The 23,474-nt window shown below is 46.3% G+C and carries 19 protein-coding genes; 3 read left to right on the forward strand and 16 right to left on the reverse strand.

Going from position 1 to position 23,474, the window contains the following annotated elements:
* The first annotated feature begins 65 nt into the window (after positions 1-65).
* Positions 66-1,874, forward strand: a complete 1,809-nt coding sequence (locus ACFQZT_RS04960; protein ID WP_379297134.1) for an alkaline phosphatase family protein — start codon at positions 66-68, stop codon at positions 1,872-1,874.
* A gap of 82 nt (positions 1,875-1,956) precedes the next feature.
* Here the strand turns inward: ACFQZT_RS04960 and ACFQZT_RS04965 are convergent, their stop codons facing one another.
* Both ACFQZT_RS04965 and ACFQZT_RS04970 read right to left on the reverse strand, forming a co-directional pair.
* A complete protein-coding gene (locus ACFQZT_RS04965) occupies positions 1,957-3,288 on the reverse strand; it encodes a prolyl oligopeptidase family serine peptidase (protein ID WP_379297136.1) in 1,332 nt (443 codons plus the stop codon).
* Between the two features lie 290 nt (positions 3,289-3,578).
* Positions 3,579-3,932, reverse strand: a complete 354-nt coding sequence (locus ACFQZT_RS04970; RefSeq protein ID WP_379297138.1) for a winged helix-turn-helix transcriptional regulator — start codon at positions 3,930-3,932, stop codon at positions 3,579-3,581.
* 139 nt (positions 3,933-4,071) lie between these two features.
* On the opposite strand from ACFQZT_RS04970, the gene ACFQZT_RS04975 reads away from it, so the two are divergent.
* Both ACFQZT_RS04975 and ACFQZT_RS04980 read left to right on the forward strand, forming a co-directional pair.
* Complete coding sequence (locus ACFQZT_RS04975; protein WP_379297140.1) at positions 4,072-4,962, forward strand: alpha/beta fold hydrolase; 891 nt, start codon at positions 4,072-4,074, stop codon at positions 4,960-4,962.
* Positions 4,959-5,465 (forward strand): dihydrofolate reductase family protein, encoded by a 507-nt coding sequence (locus ACFQZT_RS04980; protein ID WP_379297142.1) that lies wholly within the window; start codon positions 4,959-4,961, stop codon positions 5,463-5,465. The genes ACFQZT_RS04975 and ACFQZT_RS04980 overlap by 4 nt, the downstream gene beginning before the upstream one ends.
* A gap of 49 nt (positions 5,466-5,514) precedes the next feature.
* Here ACFQZT_RS04980 and ACFQZT_RS04985 read toward each other — a convergent pair whose 3' ends face one another.
* The 14 genes from ACFQZT_RS04985 to ACFQZT_RS05050 form a co-directional block, all read right to left on the reverse strand.
* Positions 5,515-6,465, reverse strand: a complete 951-nt coding sequence (locus ACFQZT_RS04985) for a sugar phosphate isomerase/epimerase family protein (RefSeq protein ID WP_379297144.1) — start codon at positions 6,463-6,465, stop codon at positions 5,515-5,517.
* Positions 6,443-7,231 carry an HAD family hydrolase gene (locus tag ACFQZT_RS04990; protein WP_379297146.1) on the reverse strand — a complete coding sequence of 263 codons (789 nt, stop codon included), beginning with the start codon at positions 7,229-7,231 and terminating at the stop codon, positions 6,443-6,445. Before ACFQZT_RS04990 ends, ACFQZT_RS04985 begins: the two co-directional genes overlap by 23 nt.
* Positions 7,228-8,019, reverse strand: coding sequence for a DeoR/GlpR family DNA-binding transcription regulator (locus tag ACFQZT_RS04995; RefSeq protein ID WP_379297148.1), 792 nt, complete (start codon positions 8,017-8,019; stop codon positions 7,228-7,230). Before ACFQZT_RS04995 ends, ACFQZT_RS04990 begins: the two co-directional genes overlap by 4 nt.
* 15 nt (positions 8,020-8,034) lie before the next feature.
* Positions 8,035-9,057: an ABC transporter ATP-binding protein gene (locus ACFQZT_RS05000; RefSeq protein ID WP_379297150.1), complete on the reverse strand. Its 1,023-nt coding sequence runs from the start codon at positions 9,055-9,057 to the stop codon at positions 8,035-8,037.
* The gene (locus ACFQZT_RS05005; protein ID WP_379297152.1) at positions 9,054-9,863 is read right to left on the reverse strand and encodes an ABC transporter permease; all 810 of its coding nucleotides are present in this window, start codon (positions 9,861-9,863) and stop codon (positions 9,054-9,056) included. The genes ACFQZT_RS05000 and ACFQZT_RS05005 overlap by 4 nt, the downstream gene beginning before the upstream one ends.
* The gene (locus ACFQZT_RS05010) at positions 9,860-10,708 is read right to left on the reverse strand and encodes an ABC transporter permease (protein WP_379297154.1); all 849 of its coding nucleotides are present in this window, start codon (positions 10,706-10,708) and stop codon (positions 9,860-9,862) included. Before ACFQZT_RS05010 ends, ACFQZT_RS05005 begins: the two co-directional genes overlap by 4 nt.
* 28 nt (positions 10,709-10,736) lie before the next feature.
* The gene (locus ACFQZT_RS05015) at positions 10,737-11,843 is read right to left on the reverse strand and encodes an ABC transporter substrate-binding protein (RefSeq protein ID WP_379297156.1); all 1,107 of its coding nucleotides are present in this window, start codon (positions 11,841-11,843) and stop codon (positions 10,737-10,739) included.
* 201 nt (positions 11,844-12,044) lie between these two features.
* Positions 12,045-12,365, reverse strand: a complete 321-nt coding sequence (locus ACFQZT_RS05020; protein WP_379297158.1) for a hypothetical protein — start codon at positions 12,363-12,365, stop codon at positions 12,045-12,047.
* A 170-nt stretch (positions 12,366-12,535) separates the two neighbouring features.
* A complete protein-coding gene (locus ACFQZT_RS05025) occupies positions 12,536-12,667 on the reverse strand; it encodes a hypothetical protein (protein WP_379297160.1) in 132 nt (43 codons plus the stop codon).
* 42 nt (positions 12,668-12,709) lie between these two features.
* Positions 12,710-14,581: a heparinase II/III domain-containing protein gene (locus tag ACFQZT_RS05030; RefSeq protein ID WP_379297162.1), complete on the reverse strand. Its 1,872-nt coding sequence runs from the start codon at positions 14,579-14,581 to the stop codon at positions 12,710-12,712.
* 205 nt (positions 14,582-14,786) lie between these two features.
* On the reverse strand, positions 14,787-19,586 hold the full coding sequence (locus ACFQZT_RS05035; RefSeq protein WP_379297164.1) for an endo-alpha-N-acetylgalactosaminidase family protein: 4,800 nt from the start codon (positions 19,584-19,586) through the stop codon (positions 14,787-14,789).
* A 169-nt stretch (positions 19,587-19,755) separates the two neighbouring features.
* On the reverse strand, positions 19,756-21,324 hold the full coding sequence (locus ACFQZT_RS05040) for an extracellular solute-binding protein (protein ID WP_379297166.1): 1,569 nt from the start codon (positions 21,322-21,324) through the stop codon (positions 19,756-19,758).
* Positions 21,325-21,435: 111 nt separating this feature from the next.
* The gene (locus tag ACFQZT_RS05045; RefSeq protein WP_379297168.1) at positions 21,436-22,296 is read right to left on the reverse strand and encodes a carbohydrate ABC transporter permease; all 861 of its coding nucleotides are present in this window, start codon (positions 22,294-22,296) and stop codon (positions 21,436-21,438) included.
* A 1-nt stretch (position 22,297) separates the two neighbouring features.
* Positions 22,298-23,215 carry an ABC transporter permease gene (locus tag ACFQZT_RS05050; protein ID WP_379297170.1) on the reverse strand — a complete coding sequence of 306 codons (918 nt, stop codon included), beginning with the start codon at positions 23,213-23,215 and terminating at the stop codon, positions 22,298-22,300.
* Positions 23,216-23,474 lie beyond the last annotated feature (259 nt).

Here is a 23,474-nt window from a genome sequence, read left to right on the forward strand (position 1 = left end):
GAGGTTCACATTAATCTATGCTAATAAAGAATCAATTTTCATATCATATTTTAGGAGGAATAAAGATGAAAAAGAGCTTTCGTCAATTCATTCTATCCACAGGCGCTCTTTTGTTAGCAACAACTCCATTTGCAGTTGTAGCGTCCGCCGATTCTTCTTCAACCACTTCTTCACCAATCAAGCACACGGTAGTTATCTTCCAAGAGAATCGTTCGTTTGACAACTACTTTGGTACGTATCCTTATGCACCTGGCTTTAATCCAGTCAACGGAACGCCAAAAGATGTTAGAAACTTCAAGTATGTAGCAGGTAATGAATTAAGAGATGTAGCCGGCAATGTATATAACCCAGATGATAGTGGAAATCCGGTTTACCCATGGCATGATGAAGGAAAAGCTCATGTTCAACAAGTAGATGTAAATCATAATTATGCTGATATGATCACGATGGTTGACGGCGGTAAAATGGACAAGTTTTACACTGAAAACTCCAAGGGAGGAAAATCCCCTAATTTCACTCCCGGGACAAACCCTCTTCGCGGAAAATTATCCATGTCGTACAACGATTACAACGACGTTCCAGCTCTTTGGCAGTACGCTCAGCACTTTGCTTTAGCCGATAACTATTTCCAACCGGTTTCAGGTCCATCAACACCAGGAGCATTTTATTTGGTTGCAGCGCAATCGGGTAATAATTCTTCCTCACAACAAATTACCGGTGACCCCAATCCCAAAAATGGACCGTTTGGCGGAGATAACTGGGAGGGGCTTTCCTACAATCTTACTTACAAAAACATTGGAGATTTGTTAACGGAGTCGAACAAAACTTGGGCCTGGTATGCAGGAGGCTGGGATGCGGCGAAAGCTGCAACAAACGCTGCAAAACCTGCTACGGACAAGAATAGCCTTGCGACTGTTTCGGATGATGCTCTTAAATATTCACCTCACCATAATCCGTTCCAATATTTTCAAAATTATGAGGACGGGAAATATAATAATAACTTAAAAGACTATAATAATTTCATACAAGATGTTACAAATGGAACATTGTCACAAGTAAGCTTTGTAAAAGGCGGATACGGTGACGATGAACATCCGGGATTGGGCAATCAAAGTTCGCCATCCGCAGAGGATTTTACCGTTAAAACCATTAACGCAATTATGAACAGCCCTTATTGGAAAGATACTGCTATTATTGTCACTTACGACGAGGACGGCGGATTTTATGACCATGTAGCTCCACCAACTGCTGTTAAAACGGCGGATGCATTGGTGGGAGACGGTCCACGTGTACCGGCGCTTGTAATTTCTCCTTACGCAAAACAAAATTATGTCAGCCATGTACAATACGATCATACATCGATACTGAAGTTTTTGGAGAAGACATATAACCTGCCTGCGCTAAATAATCGTGATGCGGCTGCCAACGATTTAAGCGACATGTTTGATTTCCAACTTCCGAACTTCACACCTTACATTTATCAAGATGACAATAGCCAGTCGGCTTCTCCTTGGGGAACACCAGCTAAAGTTCAATTCAATAATGCACTTCTCGCACAAGGAATACCAGGCGAAAATGCCTTTGTACAAACGGACAACACGATGGTACCGCTCCTCGATCTGGCACGTAACCTAAATGCAACTGTATCTTACGATAGCAACACAAACACAGTAAATCTTAAATACAATGGACATACGGTTGGATTGCAGCTGTATTCTAACCAGGCTACTGTAGACGGACATTCCGTCACGCTAAAGGATGCAATCTGGGACAGCCCGAGCAGCCATGGATATATTTCCGCAAAATCGCTTGCTGATTTGCCTAATCTTTCAGTAACTACCGATGCTCAAGGCGCGAACATCCAAACCAAATAAATCTAGTAAAAGGGGGCGGCTAGCCCCCGTCTTCTCAGAAACCCAAAGACCCTTCCGCATTTATCGCGAAAGGGTCTTTGGATTATTTTTTTAATGATTGAGCAGCCAGCCATTCCATAATGCTTATCTTTTTCCCATTGATTGTAGCTATACATTCGTTGTTATAAACATAAATCCATGACCAATGGCCATTGTACTCGTACGGCTTGCCATCTGCTTGCTGATACAAGCCCGTAGTATCATGTACATTCTCAAACAAGGAGAATTGGACATTTTTGGCTCCAGCCTGCACTAACCGGTTATAAGTTGGTATAACAAAGTTGCTTGGAAGTACGATCGGATCTGTTTTAGCCGCAGTGAACCAGATTGGAAGGTTTTTCATTTTCTGAATATCCGTATCACTGATGAGTGTATCCTTTAATGCTTCACAGGTTGGGAAAGCAGCTGCAAAGTAGTCTGGATTATCGCGGATCATCAGCATGGTCATATATCCGCCGTTGGAGTCGCCGCCAATATAGATGCGAGAAGTATCAATATCTTTATTTGCTGCTACATAATTTTTAATCAATGCAATAAGTGATTTCTCATATTTTGAGGTGCCATCCCCAAACCCTGTAAAACCATCCATCCAAAAAGTTGGTGTCTGAGGCGCTAATACGTAGGCTCCATCAAAATAGGATTGTATTTCTTTGGAGGCGAAGTTGACAGCTTTGTTTGCGGAAATAGGGATTGTTGGATCGGTCCCTCCTTCTCCGGCACCATGCAACCAAATGATTAACGGATTCTTTTTGTTATCTTTTGCCGGAGCATAGCTGGCATATGCCAAGGTGATATTATCGTTGGTTGATTTACCTACTGTAAACTCATCTACTAGTTTTCTAGTTCCACCTGCAAAAGTGTTAACAACTAACCCTGAAACTTTTCCCGATGGCGTGCTAATATCTTTCTGTTGAGTGACTGTATACTCGTTCGTAGTCCATGCATTAAATCCTGTTCCTGCCCAATCATAGTTCATCGCTGAACCTAAAGTGACATTCGGACCAATTTGCATTTCCAACACGACATATTTTCCCATTTTGACAGCAGGGTCTCCATCTTTATCAGAAACGTAAGCTTTGGTAACTAACCGATCGCCTTCCTCTAAAAAAGGATTTTTCAATCTATTATCACTTCTTACTACATGTACTTTGAAAGTATCCGTTGTTACGGAGTCCTTTGGTATCGGTTTGCCTACATCAATAATTAACTTTGTAATAGCGGGGCCCCAATCTTCGATTTCTGTAACAGTTTGATAAGAGGTTGATTGCTTCTGTTGCTCAGCAGCCATCGCATTCATGCCGAATGAAAGCATCATACACGTCGCTAAAATACATGTCATTGCAGCTTTAGTGTTTTTTTTCATTCCCTTTAACATCTTCTTATCCCTCCCAATTTAATGATGTTCGACTTTGAAGCGTTTACATGTTTATTATAATAAAACCCCGATACCCTTACTTTTACTTTCCCGACTTAATACTAGTAAAATCCCGACATTTTTTGAACAAAAACATAGGGGATGCTTTGTCAGTATCCTGCCTGTTAACGCAACGAAGCTGCCGATCTATACCGGCAGCCTCGTTGTGATTTCTTAAACCTTTGGGTAATCAACTACAATAACATCTTCCAGAATACCCTCCAGCGATTTAACAAATTAAGCTCAACATTTTATATTCCCTTCTGAGCTCTCTCTTCCGCCCCATGCTCGGGGCTTAGGCCATTTTCCTGAACCCATGCCCACATAGCGGCAAAAATAGGCTGCAAATTCCATCCGCGTTCAGTTAGCTCATATTCGACGTGCAGGGGCACACCGGGATACAGAGTTCGCGTTATTATTCCCTTCTCTTCCAGCACCCGCAGCCGATCCGTTAACGTCTTCGGGCTAATCGGGTTCAGCCTTCGCCGCAGCTCTCCAAATCGTTTGGTGCCTACAAACAACTCCAGAAGGAGAGGAAGGGTCCACTTGCCATCCAAAATTTCCAACAAAGGATCAATGGCTTCGATACAAGAGCGATCCAACATCGGCGTTTCCTCCATAGTTCATTTTATGAAACTATTGCACTTTTTTGTAACTACTTTTCAAATGTACCACAATGCACTAACATTGAAAACAGAAGAAGGAAAAAAATTGCAGATCGCATCAGATGGGAGGAAGGCTACAATGAAAAGGCCTTTTGAAGTGGATGTAATGGAGTACCCGTTCGAAGACTGCTGGCTGCCATACCGCGACGGGAATATTCATTATATTGATGAGGGAAACGGACCGACGGTTCTTCTCCTTCACGGGAATCCAACGTGGTCATATCTTTACAGGAATGTCATTAAGGAGCTGAGCGGTGAATTCCGCCTTATCGCTCCGGATTATCCCGGCTTCGGGATGTCCAAGGCGCCATCCGGCTATAACTTTACACCGCAAGAGCATTCGGAGGCCATATCGGACTTCATCCGCCGCCTCGATTTGAAAGACTTTATTCTCGTGGTTCAAGATTGGGGCGGGCCGATCGGCCTGAATTACGCTGTACGTAACCGCGATCGGCTGAGAGGCGTCGTCGTGATGAACACGTGGGCGTGGCCTGCAAAGCTGCTTCCGCTGAAGTTGTTCTCGCTTATCATGGGAGGTTGGCCATTCGGATATTGGCTGCAGACTCGCCGCAATTTCTTTGCCAAGGTCATCGTTCCCAGCGGCATCCACCAAGCCGAGAAAGTGACGGATAGCTTGAGGAAGGCTTACACCGACCCGTTCCCAACGCCGGCTTCCAGAATTCCGACATGGGTCTTCCCCGGACAGATCCGAAAGGCTCGGTCGTGGCTCGCGGCCATTGAATCGAGACTTTCGTCGCTTTCCGATTTGCCCTCGCAAATATTGTGGGGGACAAAAGACAGCGCCGGCTTCCCGCTTGAAGCGATGGCCAAATGGCAGAGCTATCTGCCGATGAACGAAACCGAAATCCTTGACGATGCTTCACACTATGTGCAGGAGGATCGGCCGGATCGGGTAGCAGCATCAATTCGAAAAATATGGGTAAGAACGTCAGGAGGAAAAATGATATGAAAACTATTTTGTGGGCAACATTAAGCGCCAACGGTAACTATGCACAGTCGAGTCCCGAGAATCCGCCGAAGAAGGAAGCACTTGACGATTTTGCGAAACATGCGAAAGCAGCCGGGAATTTCATTGTCGGACGCCGAACCTTCGAGGCTATGGCGGCCGGCGACGGCGGCCCCTTTGCTGATTTGGATATCGTTGTGGTTTCCAAGAATGTTGACGCCCTCCCGGGGGCAACGATTGCGAGATCGCCGCAGGAGGCCCTGGACTACCTGCAGTTGAAAGGACATCAAACCGCAGTCGTAGCGGCCGGCGCTGATCTGCACAATGCATTTTTAGGTCAGGGGCTTGTCGACGAGCTGATCTTCAATGTTGCTCCTGTGCTGGAGGGTAAAGGACTTCATCTAATGATCGATACAGACAATTATACATTCAAAGATGTTCAGCTTCTGGATACCAAGCCGCTTGGCGGTGGCGTCATTCAGCTACATTACGCGGTTGACCGCTAAACATAAAAAGAAGCTGGATCACTGATCTCAGCTTCTTTATTCTTGCGTACTAACGGCAATATTTCTCCCTTAATGCCAGCGTGTATTGAATCGATTGCTCTAAGCCTTTATCTTGATCTTCAATCATTTTTGCCAAAAGTTCTTCTGGCGGATAGTAATAGTCCTCGGGTCTAATGATATTTAAATCATAAGGAGGCTGTTCAACTTTAAAAGCTCCTTCACCAACTTCAAATACGCCACCGGTTCCCGGTTCTCTTTTGAAAGACACGGAATAAGGGAAACACATTTCCACATTGATACGGGTTAATGTTGATTGTTCTACCAGTATTTTGAAACATTCCTCTGTATCAATATTGCCGGTTCCTATAGGAACTCCGCATACCCGGTAATCCTCGCCATCATGAATAATAATATGGTCTTTAAAATGGGTCGTAAATGCATATGGAGCCAATTTCCTGACAGCCTCAACCGGATCTTCCCATGCCATCATGCCGTTGCCAATATCGCAGTGAGCGCCGACCCATGGGCTGTTCACTTCCTTAATCATTTGAATGACTTCATCCGCAATCTCTTCTTCATGATTTTCTACGGCCAGTCGAATTCTGTATTTCTTCAGCAGCGGGACAAGCTGCGCGATGTCTTGCGGAGCTCTACTCAATTTATCCGGATCATATCCGTCAGTGCAAACGTAAGTCCGAACGACGTCAGCTCCTATCAAATGAGCAGCTTCAATCACTTGCGTTAAATGACCCGGATCCGTTCCACGCGTATCGATCTCAGCAAAAAATCCGTATTTCCGGATTTCGTTTCTTACTTTAGCCAAATATTCAGGGTCAAAAGATTCCAGAACCCCCCATCCGGGCAACCCCGGCCATGGATTAATATTTAACATGACGCCGTCTAATCCTAATTCGGCAGTCCTCTGGATAAATTGAAATACATCCATACGGCCAGAAATGAATTGCAAGTGATAACTTTCAGTTTCCAAACCGATTTTCATAATCTCGCCTCCAATTTGTACCACGCCAAATTAATCCGCCGTTCTCCGTAACGATATCCCCGACGGAATCTATGATGAGATCCGCTAGTCCGCTTAATTCGGCTGTTCCGCTAACACCGGAGAGAACACCGATCGCGAGTCCCGCCGAACCGTTCTTTGCAAATTGAAGATCGACGACCGTGTCGCCGGCGACAGCCACTTCTTCCGCGCTGATATTCGCAATCTCGCAAAATGCTTGAATCATGCTTGGATTCGGCTTTTTCTCGTAATAATCAGAAGTACCGATAAAATCAAAATAGCTTTGAATGCCGATTTTATCCAAAAAGAACTTCGTAGAATCCCGATCATCCGCTGTTGCGATGCCCATTTTAATACCATGCCTGCGAAGCCCATCCAATAAATTGGGCAAATCGGCAGTCGACTTTAGATTGTCCCGGTTGGCTTTGGTTAAGCTGTAAAGCTCATCTGTCATCCAATCATCCAGCCCGTCCAGCCTCTCCTGACTTACATCCGCTTTCGTCAGCACCTGAACAAACGCCCCGTATATATCCTGTGTAGTGCCGCTGGCCAGAAACCCCCTCGGATCTACTTTATTGTCATGAAGCCCGATAGAAATGAGCAAATTGTCCTTCAGCTCCGGGCAATTGGCGATTTCCAGCTTTTCAAGCAAACGATCCGCCAACTGCGTAGCCACCAAAACCCAACTGGAATAAAAATCCATTAAAGTTCCGTCTTTATCAAACAAAATCCCTTTAATCTGTTTCACTTCATAGTCTCCTCATCCGATGTAATCCATTCGATATTTTCCAAAGAAGAGTTCCACGATTGCGGCGCTTGTTGGTCGCAAACGATCACGTTGATCTGGTCAAGCTGCGCGAATTTGCACAATGCTTCAGCACCGATCTTCCCATGATCCGCAAGAATAATTTTTTCTTTCGCCACCTGAATCATCTTGGCCGAAATCGACGATTCTTCCAGCGTATATTCCATAACGCCCGAGAGGGAAATACCTCCCGGCGAAATAAAAGCTTTATTTACACAAAACAGATCCAGCATTTTTTCACAAACTGATCCGCTCGTTGAATACTGTTCTTCATTCAATTCCCCGCCTAACAGAATCACTTTTCCGTGAAACAAACCCTGATTTAAAGAATCCAATAGCGTATGCGATGTAGGTACCGAATTGGTCAGAATGGTGACCTTATTGACACCGCGGAGAGCGTGAGCCATTTCAAGGATCGTGGTTCCTCCTCCCATGACGATCGTATCCCCGTCTCTTACCAACTGCGCGGCCTTCTGAGCCACTTTCTTTTTGTTTTCCAGACTAACATCTTTACGTTGATAGAACGGTGGTTCACCCAGTTGAAAATTGATTTTGACAGCTCCGCCATGCACACGTTTGAGCAGGTCTTCCTTCTCCAGCATATCAAGGTCGCGCCGGATGGTTTCCATCGAAACATCCATCAGTTTGGCTAATTCAGCCGCGTTCACTTTACCGTAAGCTTGTAATCGATCAAGAATAAAGTTTTTTCTCTCTAACGACAAAACCGACATGACTTTCACCCTCCACTATTCTAGCAAGTTGCACGCTGACGCCGGAATCCACACCTTAATGAACAATTCCTCATCAACAGCGCTTTTATGGGGAACATTCAGCTCATCCACCAATAAGTTTACATCTTGTGCTTGAATCTCATAGCGGCGCACGTTGCCGCGAACCGTCAACCTTTTCACGATCCCTTCAAGCCATAGGCCAGGCTCCTGCTGATCGGACAACACATCGTGCGGATGCAGTTCCATAACCTCCGGGCGAATGGCATAGCTTCCGGGCTTGAAAGATTGTCCTGTTAAGCGGGAAAGTTCACGATCCGTCAATACGTTATAGCTGCCGATAAAGCGGGCCACAAATTCGTTTTTCGGGGAAGCGTAAATATGCTCCGGCTTGCCCTGATGAACAATTTTACCGCCATTCATAATGAAAATACGGTCAGAAATCGTCATCGCCTCTTCCTGGTCATGCGTAACGAATATCATCGTCATCTTCAATTCCCGCTGAATGTTTCGCAGTTCGATTTGCAGATTTTTCCTGATTTTAGCATCAAGAGCGCTTAAAGGTTCGTCCAGCAGCAGAATATCCGGTTCCGTGACGATCCCTCTGGCAAGCGCTACACGCTGCTGCTGCCCGCCGGATAATTGATGAGGATAAGAGGATGCTTTATCGGACATATGGATGAGCTCGATCACGTGGTTGACCTTAACGGCAATCTCGTTTCGAGGCCATTTTCTCATTTTCAGACCGAAGGCAATGTTATCGAAAACAGTCATATTCGGAAACAGGGCGTAGGATTGAAAAACCATGCCGACATTTCTGCGCTGCGGCGAAAGCTGGGAAATATCGTTTCCGTTTACGCGAATCGTCCCGCCGTCCAGCTTTTCCAACCCGGCGATGGAACGCAGCAGCGTGCTTTTCCCGCAGCCGCTTGGTCCCAGCAAGGTAACCAGCTCCCCTTTTTCAATCTGGAGAGATACTTGCTTCAGTACAGTAGAATCCGCGTATTGCTTCAACGCTTGATCGATTTGGACGTAGCTCATGATACCTTCTCCTTGATTTCATCTAACTTACGGAAGCGTCTGCCTAATCTCAGCATCAACCACGAAATGGCCGCTACCATAAAAAAGTACGTAATGACAATGCTGCTGGCCAAGTGGCCGTTTTCATTCAAGCGTCTCATTAAATAAATTTGGATCGTTTCATAATATCCGCCGATGAGAAAATTGGCCAGGACGAATTCGCCGATGAGAATCGAGAATGACAATAGAGCGGAAACGAGCATTCCAGTCACCATGTTAGGCAAGATGACGAGTGCGAAACCCTTGATTTTGCTCGCCCCGAGCACTTCAGCGGCTTCCATCAGCCTTTTGGCGTCAATCGTTCGCAAGTTGTTTCGGATACCTTGATACATATAGGGAAGAACGAGTACGTAATACGCTCCGACTAAGATCCAAAGTGTCCCGGATAAGACGATAGGCCCGCTGGAGTATACCTTAATCAATCCTACGGCTGCAACTACGCCGGGAACAGCGAAAGGGATCATGACAAGCGTCTGCAGGACACGCTCCATTTTAGGCAAATACAAGAACACGACAAAGATGGCGACCGACATAGTAACTACACTTAGAACTAGTGTAATTGCAGAAACGAGAAGCGTACGCCCGACTGCTTGTAAAAATCGGGGATCCGTATACAAATTCTCATACGCGCTGAACGTAAAGGATACCGGGAGAATCGTGTGATGCCATTCTTTGGCGATCGAATACAAGAACGTTGCCGCAAGCGGCAGAAAGAGATATAAAAAAGTTGCCGAAATGATCAACATGTGCAGCCATTTTTTCTTCATCGCAAATCTCTCCTGAATCGTCGCATCATACGTTCATTACACCACATCGCCAAGACCATCATCAATCCTAAAATGACGGCCAAAGCGCTGCCGAGTTGCGGTCTGGTGGCAACATCCCCGGCTACAAGCGCGCCGATGCGGATAGGCAGCAAATTATAGCTGCCCCCTACTAAAGCATAAGCTGTTGCATAAGCGCCCATGGCGTTGGCGAGAAGAATGCTGAACGTACCGACAACGCTGGGAAATATGATGGGAAATCCGATGCGCAGCCAAAATTGAAAGGCCGATGCGCCAAGCAAAGCGGCGGATTCCCGCCATTGTCTTTGAATGCCAGAATAGGCTGGGTAAAGCAGCAGAATGGCTAACGGTACCTGGAAATATACATACACAGCCACTAAACCGCTCCAACTGTATAGATTGAACGATCCTGTAATGTACCAACCCCATTCTTTGAATAGGAGCGTAAAAACTCCGCTGTTGCCGAGCAAAATAATGAAAGCAAAGGCCAGCGGCACGCCGGAAAAATTGGAAGTTAGATTGGAGAAGGTCACAAGCCCAGACTGAATCTTAGAAGGCATTCGCGTCATGGAATAGGAGGCGGCGATTGCGATCGCGATACCGATGCCGCTGGCATATACAGAAATGAGCAGGCTGTTCAGCATTCCTTTTGTATAATAGGGATTGGTTAAAGCCGTAATATACTGCTGAAACGTATAGGTGATCCCGTCATCCGCAAGAAAGCTGTCGCGGATCATGGCAGTCAGAGGCAGCAGCTCGAACCCGACAATCAGCAGGGCAAACGGAAGTAATGCAAGGACCGCGAACAGCGTGACTTTGTAATTCATTCGGACAAACCTCACTTCTTTTAATCCGTCATTTGATGTTAACCAAAACTTGTTCTTGCCACAGCTGCGGAATTTTTTTGGATGTTTCATCCCATAATTTAAAATCCGTGACCGGTTTCGCATTTCGATACTGTTCGCCCGGAATCAGCTTCTTGGCGACATCTTCCGGCAATTTGACGTTAGTGCGAATCGGACGGGCATAGCCTTTGGCCAGGTTGATCTGTCCCTCGTCGCTCAAAATATATTCGCGTGCAAGCTTCGCGGCGTTCGGATGTGGCGCATACTTGTTAAGGATGGTTGTATATCCCCCGATGATGCTGCCTTCCTTCATGATGTTAACGTCAAAACGGTTTGGATCGATTTGGTCTTTAAAGCCCAAAGATACAAAATCCCACAAAATCGCAACTTGCACTTCACCTTTCTCCAAATCGGCTTTGGTTACATCTTTCGTAACCAGTCTGTTCTGCTTGGCCAATTTCGCAAAGAAGTCCAATCCGGGCTGAATGTTGCCCTCATTGCCGCCATGCGCGACCGCCGCTGCCAGTACGCCCATCTGCGCTTGCGATGATTTGGTGACATCCGGAATCTGAACTTTATAATCGCCTTTTTCAATATCTTCCCATGTTTTCGGCGGATTTTTCACCTGCGTTTTATCGACAAGCACGGAGATTGTACCTTGATAATCAACCAGCCAGTGGCCGTCCTTATCCTTCGCCCAGTCCGGAATATCGTTCCAGTAAGACGTTTTATACGGCATGGTCACGCCTTTTTGCATGGCGATCGGTCCGAATGCCATCCCTACATCTCCAATATCCGCCGTTGGATTGTTCTTTTCAGCGTCAAATTTGGCGATTTCCTCTGAGCTTGTTAAATCCGTATCCGAATGAGTTAATCCGTATTTGGAGGTAATATTGCCCCAGGTTTCTTTCCAGTTTGCCCAGTCATCGGGCATCCCGACACTGATAACCTTGCCTTCCTGCTTAGCCTTATTTTGAATCTCTTCAAGCGTCAGCTCTTTTGCCGGAGCCGGAGTTCCTGTCGCAGGAGCGGTTTGTTGAGGTGCGCCGCAGGCAGTCATACTCAAAGCCATCACACTAATCATCAGTGCTGATTTCAATGATAGATGTTTTTTCATAATAGATCCCTCCGAATTTTGGGTATTTGTGCGTTTATGTTGTTTTACTGACAACTTTATTGTAAAATCGCAACGTTAACCACAAATCAAATAGGCGTAAATGTTTTGTAAAGAAAAAAAGACTACTTTTCGCCCGATCTCATCCTGGGAAAAGTAACCTTTAAAGTTTGTGAAGCTGTCGTTTATTTCATGTATTCGCTCTCACTCTGGCCGAAATTCCCGCCGCTGCTTACGAAACGATTCCATCTGCCTCATATAGTCGGGATCACCGCTGAGCGCCTGCATGACAGTGCTGAAATTGTCATCAACCGTTTCAATCATGGCATAGTAAGCGGCAACCGCCCGGCGAAATTCCCTATCCGAAGCATCAACCCCCGGCCTCACCTGAAGCCTGCTGAGAAACGGATGGTCGAACACCTGCTGCTCAGCGATAGGCTGCACCCGGTTCAAATAGTAGCGAAATTTATCGCCGTCCGCGATGTACGGATAATGCGGTTGCAGCAAGCTCACTTTTAGCAGCAAAGGTCGTTCCGGCGATCCCGGTCATAATAAGGGTTAAGAAAGTATTCATCAATGAAATTGGTCGCGCCGAGAACTGTATATGCATCCATAACCGAATGGGGGGCTCTTCCGATTTCCTGCCCGCTTGACTTCCTTGGGCTGATCCCATTTGAACTCCTTTACGCTTCTGACTACTCTGCGCCGGTTTCCGCAATCCAGTCCAAATGTGGTGTACGCACAACGGAGTTCCCGGCAAATCCGGCCGTATCGGCTCGATGCTCATCACTCATCAGAAACAATATGTTAGGTCTTTTGCTTTTCATCGCTCCATCCATCCCATCAGGTTCATTGCAGTCTCGCTCAAGTCATCCTTTGTAAATACGCATTGTCCATACAGCTGCTCGAACGGCTTGTTTCGCCTTTAGAATGATTCTATACATACAATCGCCCCAGACGGCGCTCAGCCTTTCATCTGTCAGCTCAATGGTCTCGCTCGCAGCCTGAAGATTGCTTGAGTCATAGTGAATATATACTTTCTCACCGCCGGGGTTCTGTAACAGAATGCTCCCATCGCTGTTAATCAGCGGCATACAAGGAGTCATCAAGTGGACAATAATATCATCGGTTGCCTGAGTAAGTTCAAAATCGTCTACAATCTCGATATATGAGGCTTGGTCTCGATAAAGGCTGCAAGTTCGTTTCCACGAATCGATGCCTGCTGCTTCCGGATAGGCACTGGCGAGATTCATTGATAGTTGTGCCGCTTCATGACGAACTTGGTATTCAACTTCACTTGCTTTATACGCAATTCCAGCCATCTGCTGAATCCCATTCACAATGGGTACATTGTGGTAAGCGGACTGCATCGTCCAAATGTCGTACCGCTCAGGGCTAAACGTCTTGGCGGTATAAGTTCCGACACCGACATCGATAAGAATTGGGTTCCCGTCCGAATATACAAGGAATTGGCCGATATCATTATGATTATGGCTCTCATCGTTATGGCCCCCTTTAACGGCCAAATACAAACCATGGCTGGAGCCTTCCTGCTCCCTGGCAGTCATCACTTCGATACGATTCATCCATGCATCGCGGACATATGGGGGTGTCTCTTTTATTGCCTTAATTTTATCATCAAGTAAAAAGGAAGGTATAAGACGATGAAGTGTCAGCCACCTGGAAAGCGGCGGCTTATTCGTTTGATAGGCGGATGACGCCAATCTTACCAATTGCCGATCCTGGATGCGTGAGCCATAACGGAATACGGTATCGGCCACGATATCAAAACTTGCACTGCTATCGGCAAAGTTGACAAAATAGGTATCGTCAATGTGAACCCGGTATAAATAGCGTCCGATTTCTTGAATCAATGGTTCATCATACAAGTTAATTTGACCTTGGGAAGCTTGGTAAAGCAGTTCCAGACAATCAAACAGCGCCCCTCCGGCGCGATCCCAATAAACCGGACCTTCATCACAGCCGCCGTCCGGACTGCAATCGCCTAAATATCGGTCCAAAGTACGCATTACCTTTTCTATTCCCCGGAAACGGCGCTCTTCATCGCTCTCCATCAACAGGAAACAAGATAAACAATTCGAGTTGATCCACGGATTCCAGTTGTTCATTATCCTGTTCGTTTCCAGTCCCATCCACCACAAATCGGTACGTTCCAAATACGGATCGAAAATCCGGCGTTTCATTTCCAGTCGAATTCGGCCGCAAATATTGGAACTAACTGCATCCAGCGGCTTTTGCAAAAGATAATAAGTGGTTGCCATCAAACTTGCCGTCTCCCCGGCAAACAGATCGATGTATTGGTCGGCAATATTAGGTATGCAGTCGGATGAGCATACTTTAGAAATAACCATATGAGGGGGAGTTACCCAAGAGGATTCTTCGCAAATCGTCCAGATCCCATTGATGATCTGATCGATAAAGCGTCCTTCTCCCTCCATACATTCTGCAAGGACCATGGAAGCGAGTGCTATTCTGCGTTCCTCGTATATGCCCTGAAATCGCATTACATTTCCATTTCTTGCATATTCCATATAATCAATAGCCGTAATGGCAGGCCATGAAAAGTCAAGATACGCTTCTCCCCTGGAAATCCAATAATTTCGAATTGTATCAGATATAGATTCCCATACTTCCCTTTCCTCAACCTTCGGGTACGGCTTATAGTTTTCATACGAAACAAAGAGTCCGGATATATCGTTCACATACCGATTCAAAAGCATTTCAATCACATCTCCCAAATTGTGCATATAGAAAAAAATCCAGCGGGTACGGACAGTTTGAAATATAAAATGAATCGGTTGTAGCCTGCAAGTCGCATTTTTTGCATGAAGCGAGAAATTCGAATAATCAATGCGACTTCCCGATTTTACAAAAAAATAAGGTAGGTACGGACATCGCCGTACCTACCGTTATACCTAAGCGTTCTTATTGAGTCGTTACTGTTAAAATAGGACGATTGCTCGATGTTGTGTTCTCACGCGATCCATAGCTGGCACTGGATGCGCCGCCTACCGTCTGCGAAGCGTAAACCCGGATCGATAGCTTCTTGCCGTTTGCCATTGCGGCAGCCACCTGGCTCGTCACATCGATTTCATGAACGCCGACGGTCGGAGCGAAAGTTGCCAGAACAATTCCGCTAGAAGCAGGTTTATTGCTCCAGGTGATTCCGTTCTCGGTCCACGTATTGTCGCTGACCAATTCCACAACCTGATTCGGAGCACTTGCACCTGCGGTGGTCAAGTTCAATTGAATCTTGGCCGAGGTGACATTGCCGGTAACCGATGTCAGATCATATTTCACATACGCTTCGCGCGAAAAGCCGATAGCATCCGCTTTTACGTCCAGCGTTGCGCTAGTTCCGAAATTTTGGCCGGCATAACTGCCGTCGCGCACATAACTGTCTTCACTTGCTGTGTGGGTAGAAGTCGTCGGTACGGTAAGCTCGAGCACCGGACGGTTGCCGGCTGTCGTATTCTCGTACGCTCCGTAGCTCACATCGGAGCTGCCGCCCAACTGCGATGCAGAGTGAATCCTAACAGACAGCTTCTTGCCTGAGACGAGTGCATTCTGCACTTGGCTCGTCACATCAATTGCATTGACGCCTAAAACCGGAGTAAAGGTTGCGATCACTGTAGAGGAAGCCGGTTTATTGTTCCAATTAATCGTATTTTCACTCCATGTATTGTCACTGACAAGTTCCACCACTTGATTCGGCGCCACGCTGCCTTTGGTAATTGCATTTAGCTTAATTTGGGCAGCGTAAACGGAGCTTGTCACCCCGGACAGATCGAATTTCAGATACGACTCTCGCGAGTATCCGGCATTTGTATCCCATTTGACAACAAGTGAAGGATCGGTGCCGAAATTCGCAGTTGCAGACGCACCGTCTCTTACATAGGCATCGTCATAAGTGTCTAGCACGATCTTGCCTGGCGTCGATTGCGGATTAGACGGCGTTGGCGTGATCGGCGTCGAACCGGAAGATGCGCCCAGATTCTTGAACGTGACTTTGTCGAAGAATACGTTCGATTTGTTTCTCACGGAGAAGCCGGTGCGTCCCGCAGTCGTTTTCAATGCCGGTATATCGCCGTCATAGCTCAAGATATTGTCGACATACAGCGTGTAATGCGTTCCCGTGTAAGTCAGTTTCACTTTATGCGGAATACCTGTCGTAAGCGCTACACCCGGCATATTGATAATGCCTGTATTGCCTTGTGGATCCCAGTATCTCCAGCCGTTTACCGTACCGTCATAACCGATGCGCGTATAGCTGGTCGGCGACGTGTAGCGGATGATAGCTCCCGCCAAATTGCCGGACTGTGGCGTGACGGTGAACGTCATTTCGCCGTCAGCGATATCCGGCGTGTTTTGATCGAGCGCTACCGTCTCGTACCGGTCCGTATTCAGCGACAACTGCTGGCTCACTGCCTGCACCTGTCCATCACCATAAGCGTCAATCCAGCCACCGACTTGACCGTTGTCGAACGTTTGATCCGCAGTCTCGGCAGGCGGTGCTACGGTTCCGAGATCTACAGTGAAATCATCGACGATAAGTTGACTTTTCGATCCGTTCTGAATGAAACGGAAACTGTAATCGTCTGCACTGCCGGTCGTGAACGTCTTGCTGTAAAAATATTTCGAATTATCAAGCGTGTCATTGAACAAGTCTACCATACCCGTTCCATAGCCGCTGGTTACAGCGAATTTAAACGTGTTTGCTACTGTCATGCTGTACGGGAAGCTAACCGTATACGTTGTATTAGGCAACAGCTTCAAGTTGATAGGAATTGTCCTGACTCCCTCTTGAACCGTATCCGCAAGAATTTTTAACGAAGAGTGTCCGTTGATCGTATCGTTCGTATAGCCGGCATGCACATCGGAAATATGCGTATGTCCCGCGTTAATCGGCACAAACGGTCCAAGTCCCTCTTGGTTGCTTTCAAAATCCTCGAAAAAATAATGATTTCCTTGCGGCGCCGGAGAAGTCAGTTCCGCAACCCGTACGTCATCCAAATCGACTTCCGCAGTTTGCGATCCTGCTACCTGGCCTGTTGCCATATAAAGCGTTGCACTGGAACAACCAGCAGGGACTGTAAAGTTCACTTTAAGCCGCTGCATGTTGTTGGTGCCAAGGTTATTGCTATTGATGACAGCTCTCAGTTGCGTGTCGTATTTGTTCGGTACGTTCGATTTGGTCATCGTATTGGTCACTTCCGCGGCGCCATAATCCTTCACGCCGATCGTTACCGTCTGTCCATTCTTCACCTCAGCCCAAACGGATGCTTGATACGTTTTGCCAGGCGTCAGACCTGTGATGGATTGGGAAATCGTAGCGTCAGCGCCGTTATTCCCTTTCACCTGCAGGTAGGCATCTCCGGCCTGGTTGGTTTGAATCGTTACATGACTCGTGCTGCCGCTTGTCGAAGTTATATTCCAGTTATTCAGCATGCGGCTGTCGAAACCAGGATCTTTTACGAAACCGCCGCTGCCGAAGTTCATCGCCGACACCGGCGTAATCGCATCCGATTGACCACCCTTATACACAACGTAAGGCGTATTGGCAACCGCGTTGATGGTGATTTGACCGGAAGTTACCGGCAGATTCGCAACGAGCGTTTTCCCTGTATCTGTCAGTTGATACAAATCTACAGTCGGTACTCCTGCCCAGCTAGCTGGCAGCGTCCAAGTCGTATTGCCGCCGACCGAGTTCCAGTGGTACAATTTCGATTCGTTTTGCGGATCCCACGGCAGCAAATATTGGGTTAACTGAGGTGTTACATATTTCGGATGGTAATCAGCCGCACTAGGAGAAATAATCTTCTTCTTAAACTGTTTTTGATACGTTGCGAGCAGAACCCCATTCTTTCTTAATTCGACTTTTGGGTTGTTGGTGACATAAGTTCCATCATTCGTTACGATACCCGGATCTACGACCTGTCCCGTCAATCCATTCTTGAATGTTACATTGGTCGTTTGATTCAAAGTCGGATCAACAGTCATCTTCATAATGTCGAAGTTTTGCATGTACTTGTCAACCAGGTTTTGGGTAAAGAAGATGTTGATTTGGTCATTAATGGTTTGACCCGTTGTGCTTTGATCTTCATTGGTGTCATTGCCATATCCCATTGCACCTGCATGGCGGGCTCCCAACAGGATCGGGTCGAACATGAACTCATCCGTTATACTGTTTTTAAGAAACCGTTCCACCTTGCTCTCGTTTTCTTGCACATGGTTCCAGATGCTGTAACGGTCGAGCCCGCCGCTCATCTCCGTACCAATCGCCCAACCGTTAGCATTCAATTCATGCGCCAGCTTCCACTGATTATAGCCTTGGCCCGTATACACATCCATGTAAATCCAGCTTAGATTAGGCACATTATCGTGCAATTCCTTCAACCTTGCTGCCAGACCTGTAGGCCCGTTATCAAATGCATCGTTATATTGCTGAATACATTGCGATTGATCCATCGAGCCCCAGCAGGTTGCCGGGAAAATTTTATTGTAATCGAAATAATGCGCTTCAGGATACATTTCCGTATCGTTTAAGTGAACGCCCACATAGGTGTTATATTGACTAGCCCCGTTGACAAGCGTTTTTAGATCATCAATACCGCCCGCTCTCGGATTGATATTAATGCCGTAATCAGGATGACCGGAATCGTGTCCTTCGCCTTGATGACCCTTGTACTCAAGCAGCTGGCCAAAACCATCTGTGTACATGTAAATTTTCTTAATCATATCCAGCGTCCGCAAAAACGGCCATTGGGCTAAGCTGGCGCGAGTGTAAGCGATTTCGGATAAAGTTTTCGGAACCAGATCGTTGCCTTTTGGCAGCATCATGATTTGCCGGTAAGCAATACCGCCATCCTGCCAATCGACCGTCCCGTCTCCGTTCGCATCGTCGGTAATGGCTACCTTCACATAAGGAAGCTCGATTTTTTCTTGAATATTGCCCGAGATCTCCCTGTAATCCCAAGGATAACTCCAAGCCCCCAGCTTCTTATAGCCTGTTTTGCTCACCGTCTGATAATAGTAATGTTTCTCATAATCATGGTAATGGGGATCATTTTTTTGACTGTCCGTCAGCAGTTCGAATGCATTGCTGTACATCGAGGCTGCAAGATCATTCGTGTTCAGAATCACATATGATTTCGCCACTGGCGCCGCATCCGTCGCTTTATTCGAGAGCAGGTTGTACTCTTCCGTTGAACCGTTCCAAGACTTGACGCCGACAGCGGTTTCCTGTGCACCTGCTTGCGTGTCACGGATCGATACTAAGCTGTGGTTCGGAAATTCAATTGTCTGCACAAGTGTGGAACCGTTTTCAATAATGTTTGTCACTTTAAATTCGAGCACGTTATCGACAACGTCGATGACGACTGTCATGACGACATTAATGCTGGGGAAGGAAAGCATATAGGTCGCAGTATCCGTCCCATTCGATACGAAAGAAACTGTTGGTGTGTAGGATACGCCGTTGATGTTGACTGTGGTAAGCGTATCCTCTTGCCCGTACATCACCTTCCCGCTGCTTAACCATTGATACTGGATAACTCGCGGAAATTGATCGTCAATCGTCACTTGCATTTTGGCGGACTGGATCGTGGCAGATGCGGCATAAACCGTACCGGTTCCCGTAAAAAGAGCCGGTATGCCCATAATTTGCGTAAACATGAATCCTGTTGTTAATAACGAAACCAGTTTGCGCGTTCGCTTTGTTTTCATTGCATGCATCTCCTCATTTAGTATGTCTTAAGCTGTCCAGCGCATAAAAGCGCTTTCATTAATTTATAAAGCCCCCTTTCTATAAGTTGGCTTATGTATAACGGCTGGGTGACCAGCTTTCTTCAAGACGATCACCCGCCGTTAAGCCCTACTTCATTACTTACCTTTATTACTTGCCACTCTTAGCTTTATAAGCATCGTTTACTTCTTTTACCAGCTTCTGGAACGAAGCGTCATCCTGCATCGATTTGACGAACTTATCCCAATCATCCAAGCTGTTTTTGCCTACAAGGGTATTGATTTCGTTATCGTAAATTTTCTTCATGAAGTCTGCGCCTTTCTCCACGTTTGTCGGTACATTAATACCGAAAGACGGGTCCGGAACAGAAGACTTGTTAATGGAATCGACGAGGTCGTGGTTGTACTTAATGACTTCTGGCGTCATGTCACCATTCTCAGCTCTGGTGTATTTGTTAAAGTAACCTGGAATCCATTGACCAGGGTTTGGATACTGATTGGCTTTACCGGCATCTGTTTGAACAACGATGGTAGGATTGCTCGTATCCGTATAATCTTTGTCCTTCACACCAAATTGGATCTGCTTCCAGCCTTCCAATGTGTTACCATAATCCATGAGCTCCAAAATTTTCTTCATTTTGTCCTCAGGAACTTTCTTGCTGATCATCAATTGACCGAAAGAACCTGTGCTTTGTTCATAGTAATGTTTGCCGTCCGGAGCCGCAGGAAGCTCATAAGCGACTGCGTCCGCTTTCGGATTTACTTTTTGCAGCTCTTTGATCACGTTTGGCGTATTGTAAATGTCGTAAATATTGCCAAAATACATCCCGATTTTGCCTTGAATAAACATATCTTTTAACTGCTGAGCCTTCATAACCGGATAATCCGGAACGATTAATCCATCTTTGAATGCTTTGCTCCAGTAAGTAAGCGCCGTTTTCATCTGAGGAGTCGAGAAGGCAGGAATCAACTTACCCGAGCTGTCTTTGGCCCATCCTTGCGCAATGGCATTGGTAGTAGCTGTAGAGGAACCAAACATCGAGAACAGGTATCCCTGAACGCCTGGAGTCGCATACGAAGCAAAGCCGTAAGTGTCCTGTTTGCCATCGCCATCCGGGTCGTTTTTCGTAAACGCCTCCATAACTTTATACAAATCTTCGGTCGTCTTAGGCGCCTGCAGACCTAACTTGTCAAGCCAGTCCTTACGAACAATAAGCGATTCATGACCATCGAGCGGTCTAACCCGAGGTACCCCCAACGTTTTGCCGTTAAACGAAAGTGCGCTATAGATGTTAGGATCAATCTTGGATAAGTTCGGATAGTTCTTGATATATGGCGTTAAATCCCAGAATGCGCCTTGCCCCAGCGCTTGCGCCCAATTTTGCTTCGTAATGTCCCACACAACCGTCACATCCGGTAAGTCGTTCGACGCCAGCATGACGTTAACTTTATCATCGTAATTATTCGATGGAACATAAGTAGCATTGATTTTAACATTGAGCTTCTGGTCGACTTGTTGAAGGGATTCCAAATCATTTTTAGGCGCATCATTGTAAGTAGGTGAGATAATCGTGATTTCAGTAGGCCCTTTGGTATCCGCTGCCTTTGTAGACGCCGACGGTTGAGTGTCGCCCGACTTCGTTGAATTGCCGCATGCAGTTGCTACAAGCATAAGTGCCACTGTTGCCGTAAGGCCCGACATTTTCAAATACTTTTTCATAGGTTGTTGCCTCCTCTATTTCTCTTTTGTACGTTGCTGCCCGCCTTTGAGAATCTGTTAACTTTATGACCATTTCTAAAAATCGGCATCCCCCCTCTCAAGAAATATTATTTAGCCCTTCACCGAGCCAAGCGTTAAGCCCTTGACAAAATACTTCTGAAGGAACGGATACACCATGACGATCGGAACTGCTGTAATAACAACTGCCGCCATTTTCACCGTATCCGCCGGTATGACAGACGCAGAGGCCTCGGAAACATCGGCAGGAGTAGAACTTGCTGCCAGCATTTGCTGCAATACTACTTGCAGAGGGCGCAGCGTGTCCTTATTGATGTAAAGCACTCCATTGAAATAAGTGTTCCAATACGCGACACCGTAAAATAAACTGAATGCCGCAATAACCGGCAGCGAAATCGGGAGAATAATCCGGAAAAAGATTCCGATATCCGAACAGCCGTCAATTGTTCCTGATTCCTCCAGCTCAGCAGGAACGTCTTGGAAGAAGCTTTTCATGAGCAGTACGTAAAAAGCAGTCGCTAACCCGGGCAGCAACAGCGCCCAGAAACTGTTCAATAGACCTAGACTTCGAATCAACATATAGTTAGGCATGATACCCGGATTAAACAACATGGTGAATAAAACCGCTGTCAGGATGAAATTTCTGCCTTTCAATCTCTTGCGCGATAAACCGTACGCCAATCCTGCCGTCACCAAGACCGCACAGATCGTACCGATAATCGTAAGCATTGTTGTAATGAAGAAGGAATTAATGAATTGTCCCGACGACAAGATGTAACGGTACGAAGCTAAACTCCATGACTTCGGGAACAGCATCACCGGTGTCGTCAAAAACTCATGCGGATCCGTGAAGGATACGATCGTAATGTAGATGAACGGCAATACGGTACAGAGCGAAAACAAAAACAATATTGTATAGATGAAAACATCTAACCATTTGGAGGAACGATCCATCCTAATACACTCCTTCCTCGCCCATTTTCTTTGCGATACGGTTGGCCGCGACAACTAATATAAAGCCAACAATCGATTTGAACATGCCTGCAGCCACTGCAAAGCTGAATCTCCCTTGCTGAACACCAACGCGGTATGCATACGTATCGAAGACGTCGCCAATACTTTCTACAGGAGCGCTGCTCATCAGATAGACCTGCTCGAAACCTACATCCATAACCGATCCTAATCGCAGAATGAGTAGTACAATGATAGTAGACTTAATCCCCGGCAGCGTGATGTATATCAGCTGTTTCCACCTGCTTGCTCCGTCGATCTGAGCCGCTTCGTATTGTTCGGGATTGATGCTGGTCAGCGCCGCCAGGAAAATGATTGTCCCATATCCGGCATCTTTCCAAATACTTTGCGATGTCAATAACATCCAGAACGTATTCGCATTCGTCAGAAAGTCAATTTTCGTCCCGCCAGCATTAGCAATCAGCCCGTTAACGACCCCTGTGGATTTGCTTAGCAAAATAAAGGATATACCTGCGATGACGACCCATGACACAAAGTGAGGCAAATAGATCGCCGTTTGCACAAATTTCTTAAACCTTACACGGCGCACTTCGTTAAGCATCAATGCCAAGACGATCGGTGCCGGGAAAAAGAACAGGATGTTTAGGAAACTAATCGCTAGCGTATTCCGTAGCAGCTTAAAAAAATCAGGATTTGTTAAGAAGTCACTGAAATATTTGAAGCCTACCCACTCACTCTTCCAGAACCCGAGGAACGGAGAGTAGTTTTGGAACGCTAACGACAATCCCCACATGGGTCCGTATTTAAAGATGAAGAAAAAGAGAAGCCCTGGCGTCATTAATAAATACAAATACTTGTCTCGTTTGAGGGCTGCGCCCCAGCCCCTTAACCATAATGTCATACTTCGTCACCTCTCGTAGCTGCAAGCGCAGATTTCATACTTGCAATATACGATTCATGCTTTGTAGCCTGCAAGACGCAATTATTGCGCAGAGGCGTAAACCAGTCAAACCAAGGCTAATCCAGACCATGTCGCTATCCTTGCGGCAGCGGGAACGCCTGAAACAAAAGATACGACATTCGACATAATTCGACTTATCACAGAACAAAACTCTCTTCATGTGAATCCTGTCACATTTAGCGACATGCAATTCCTACAT

Origin of the sequence: Paenibacillus sp. GCM10027628, from assembly GCF_042676385.1 — a bacterium.
Lineage (GTDB): Bacteria > Bacillota > Bacilli > Paenibacillales > NBRC-103111 > Paenibacillus_E.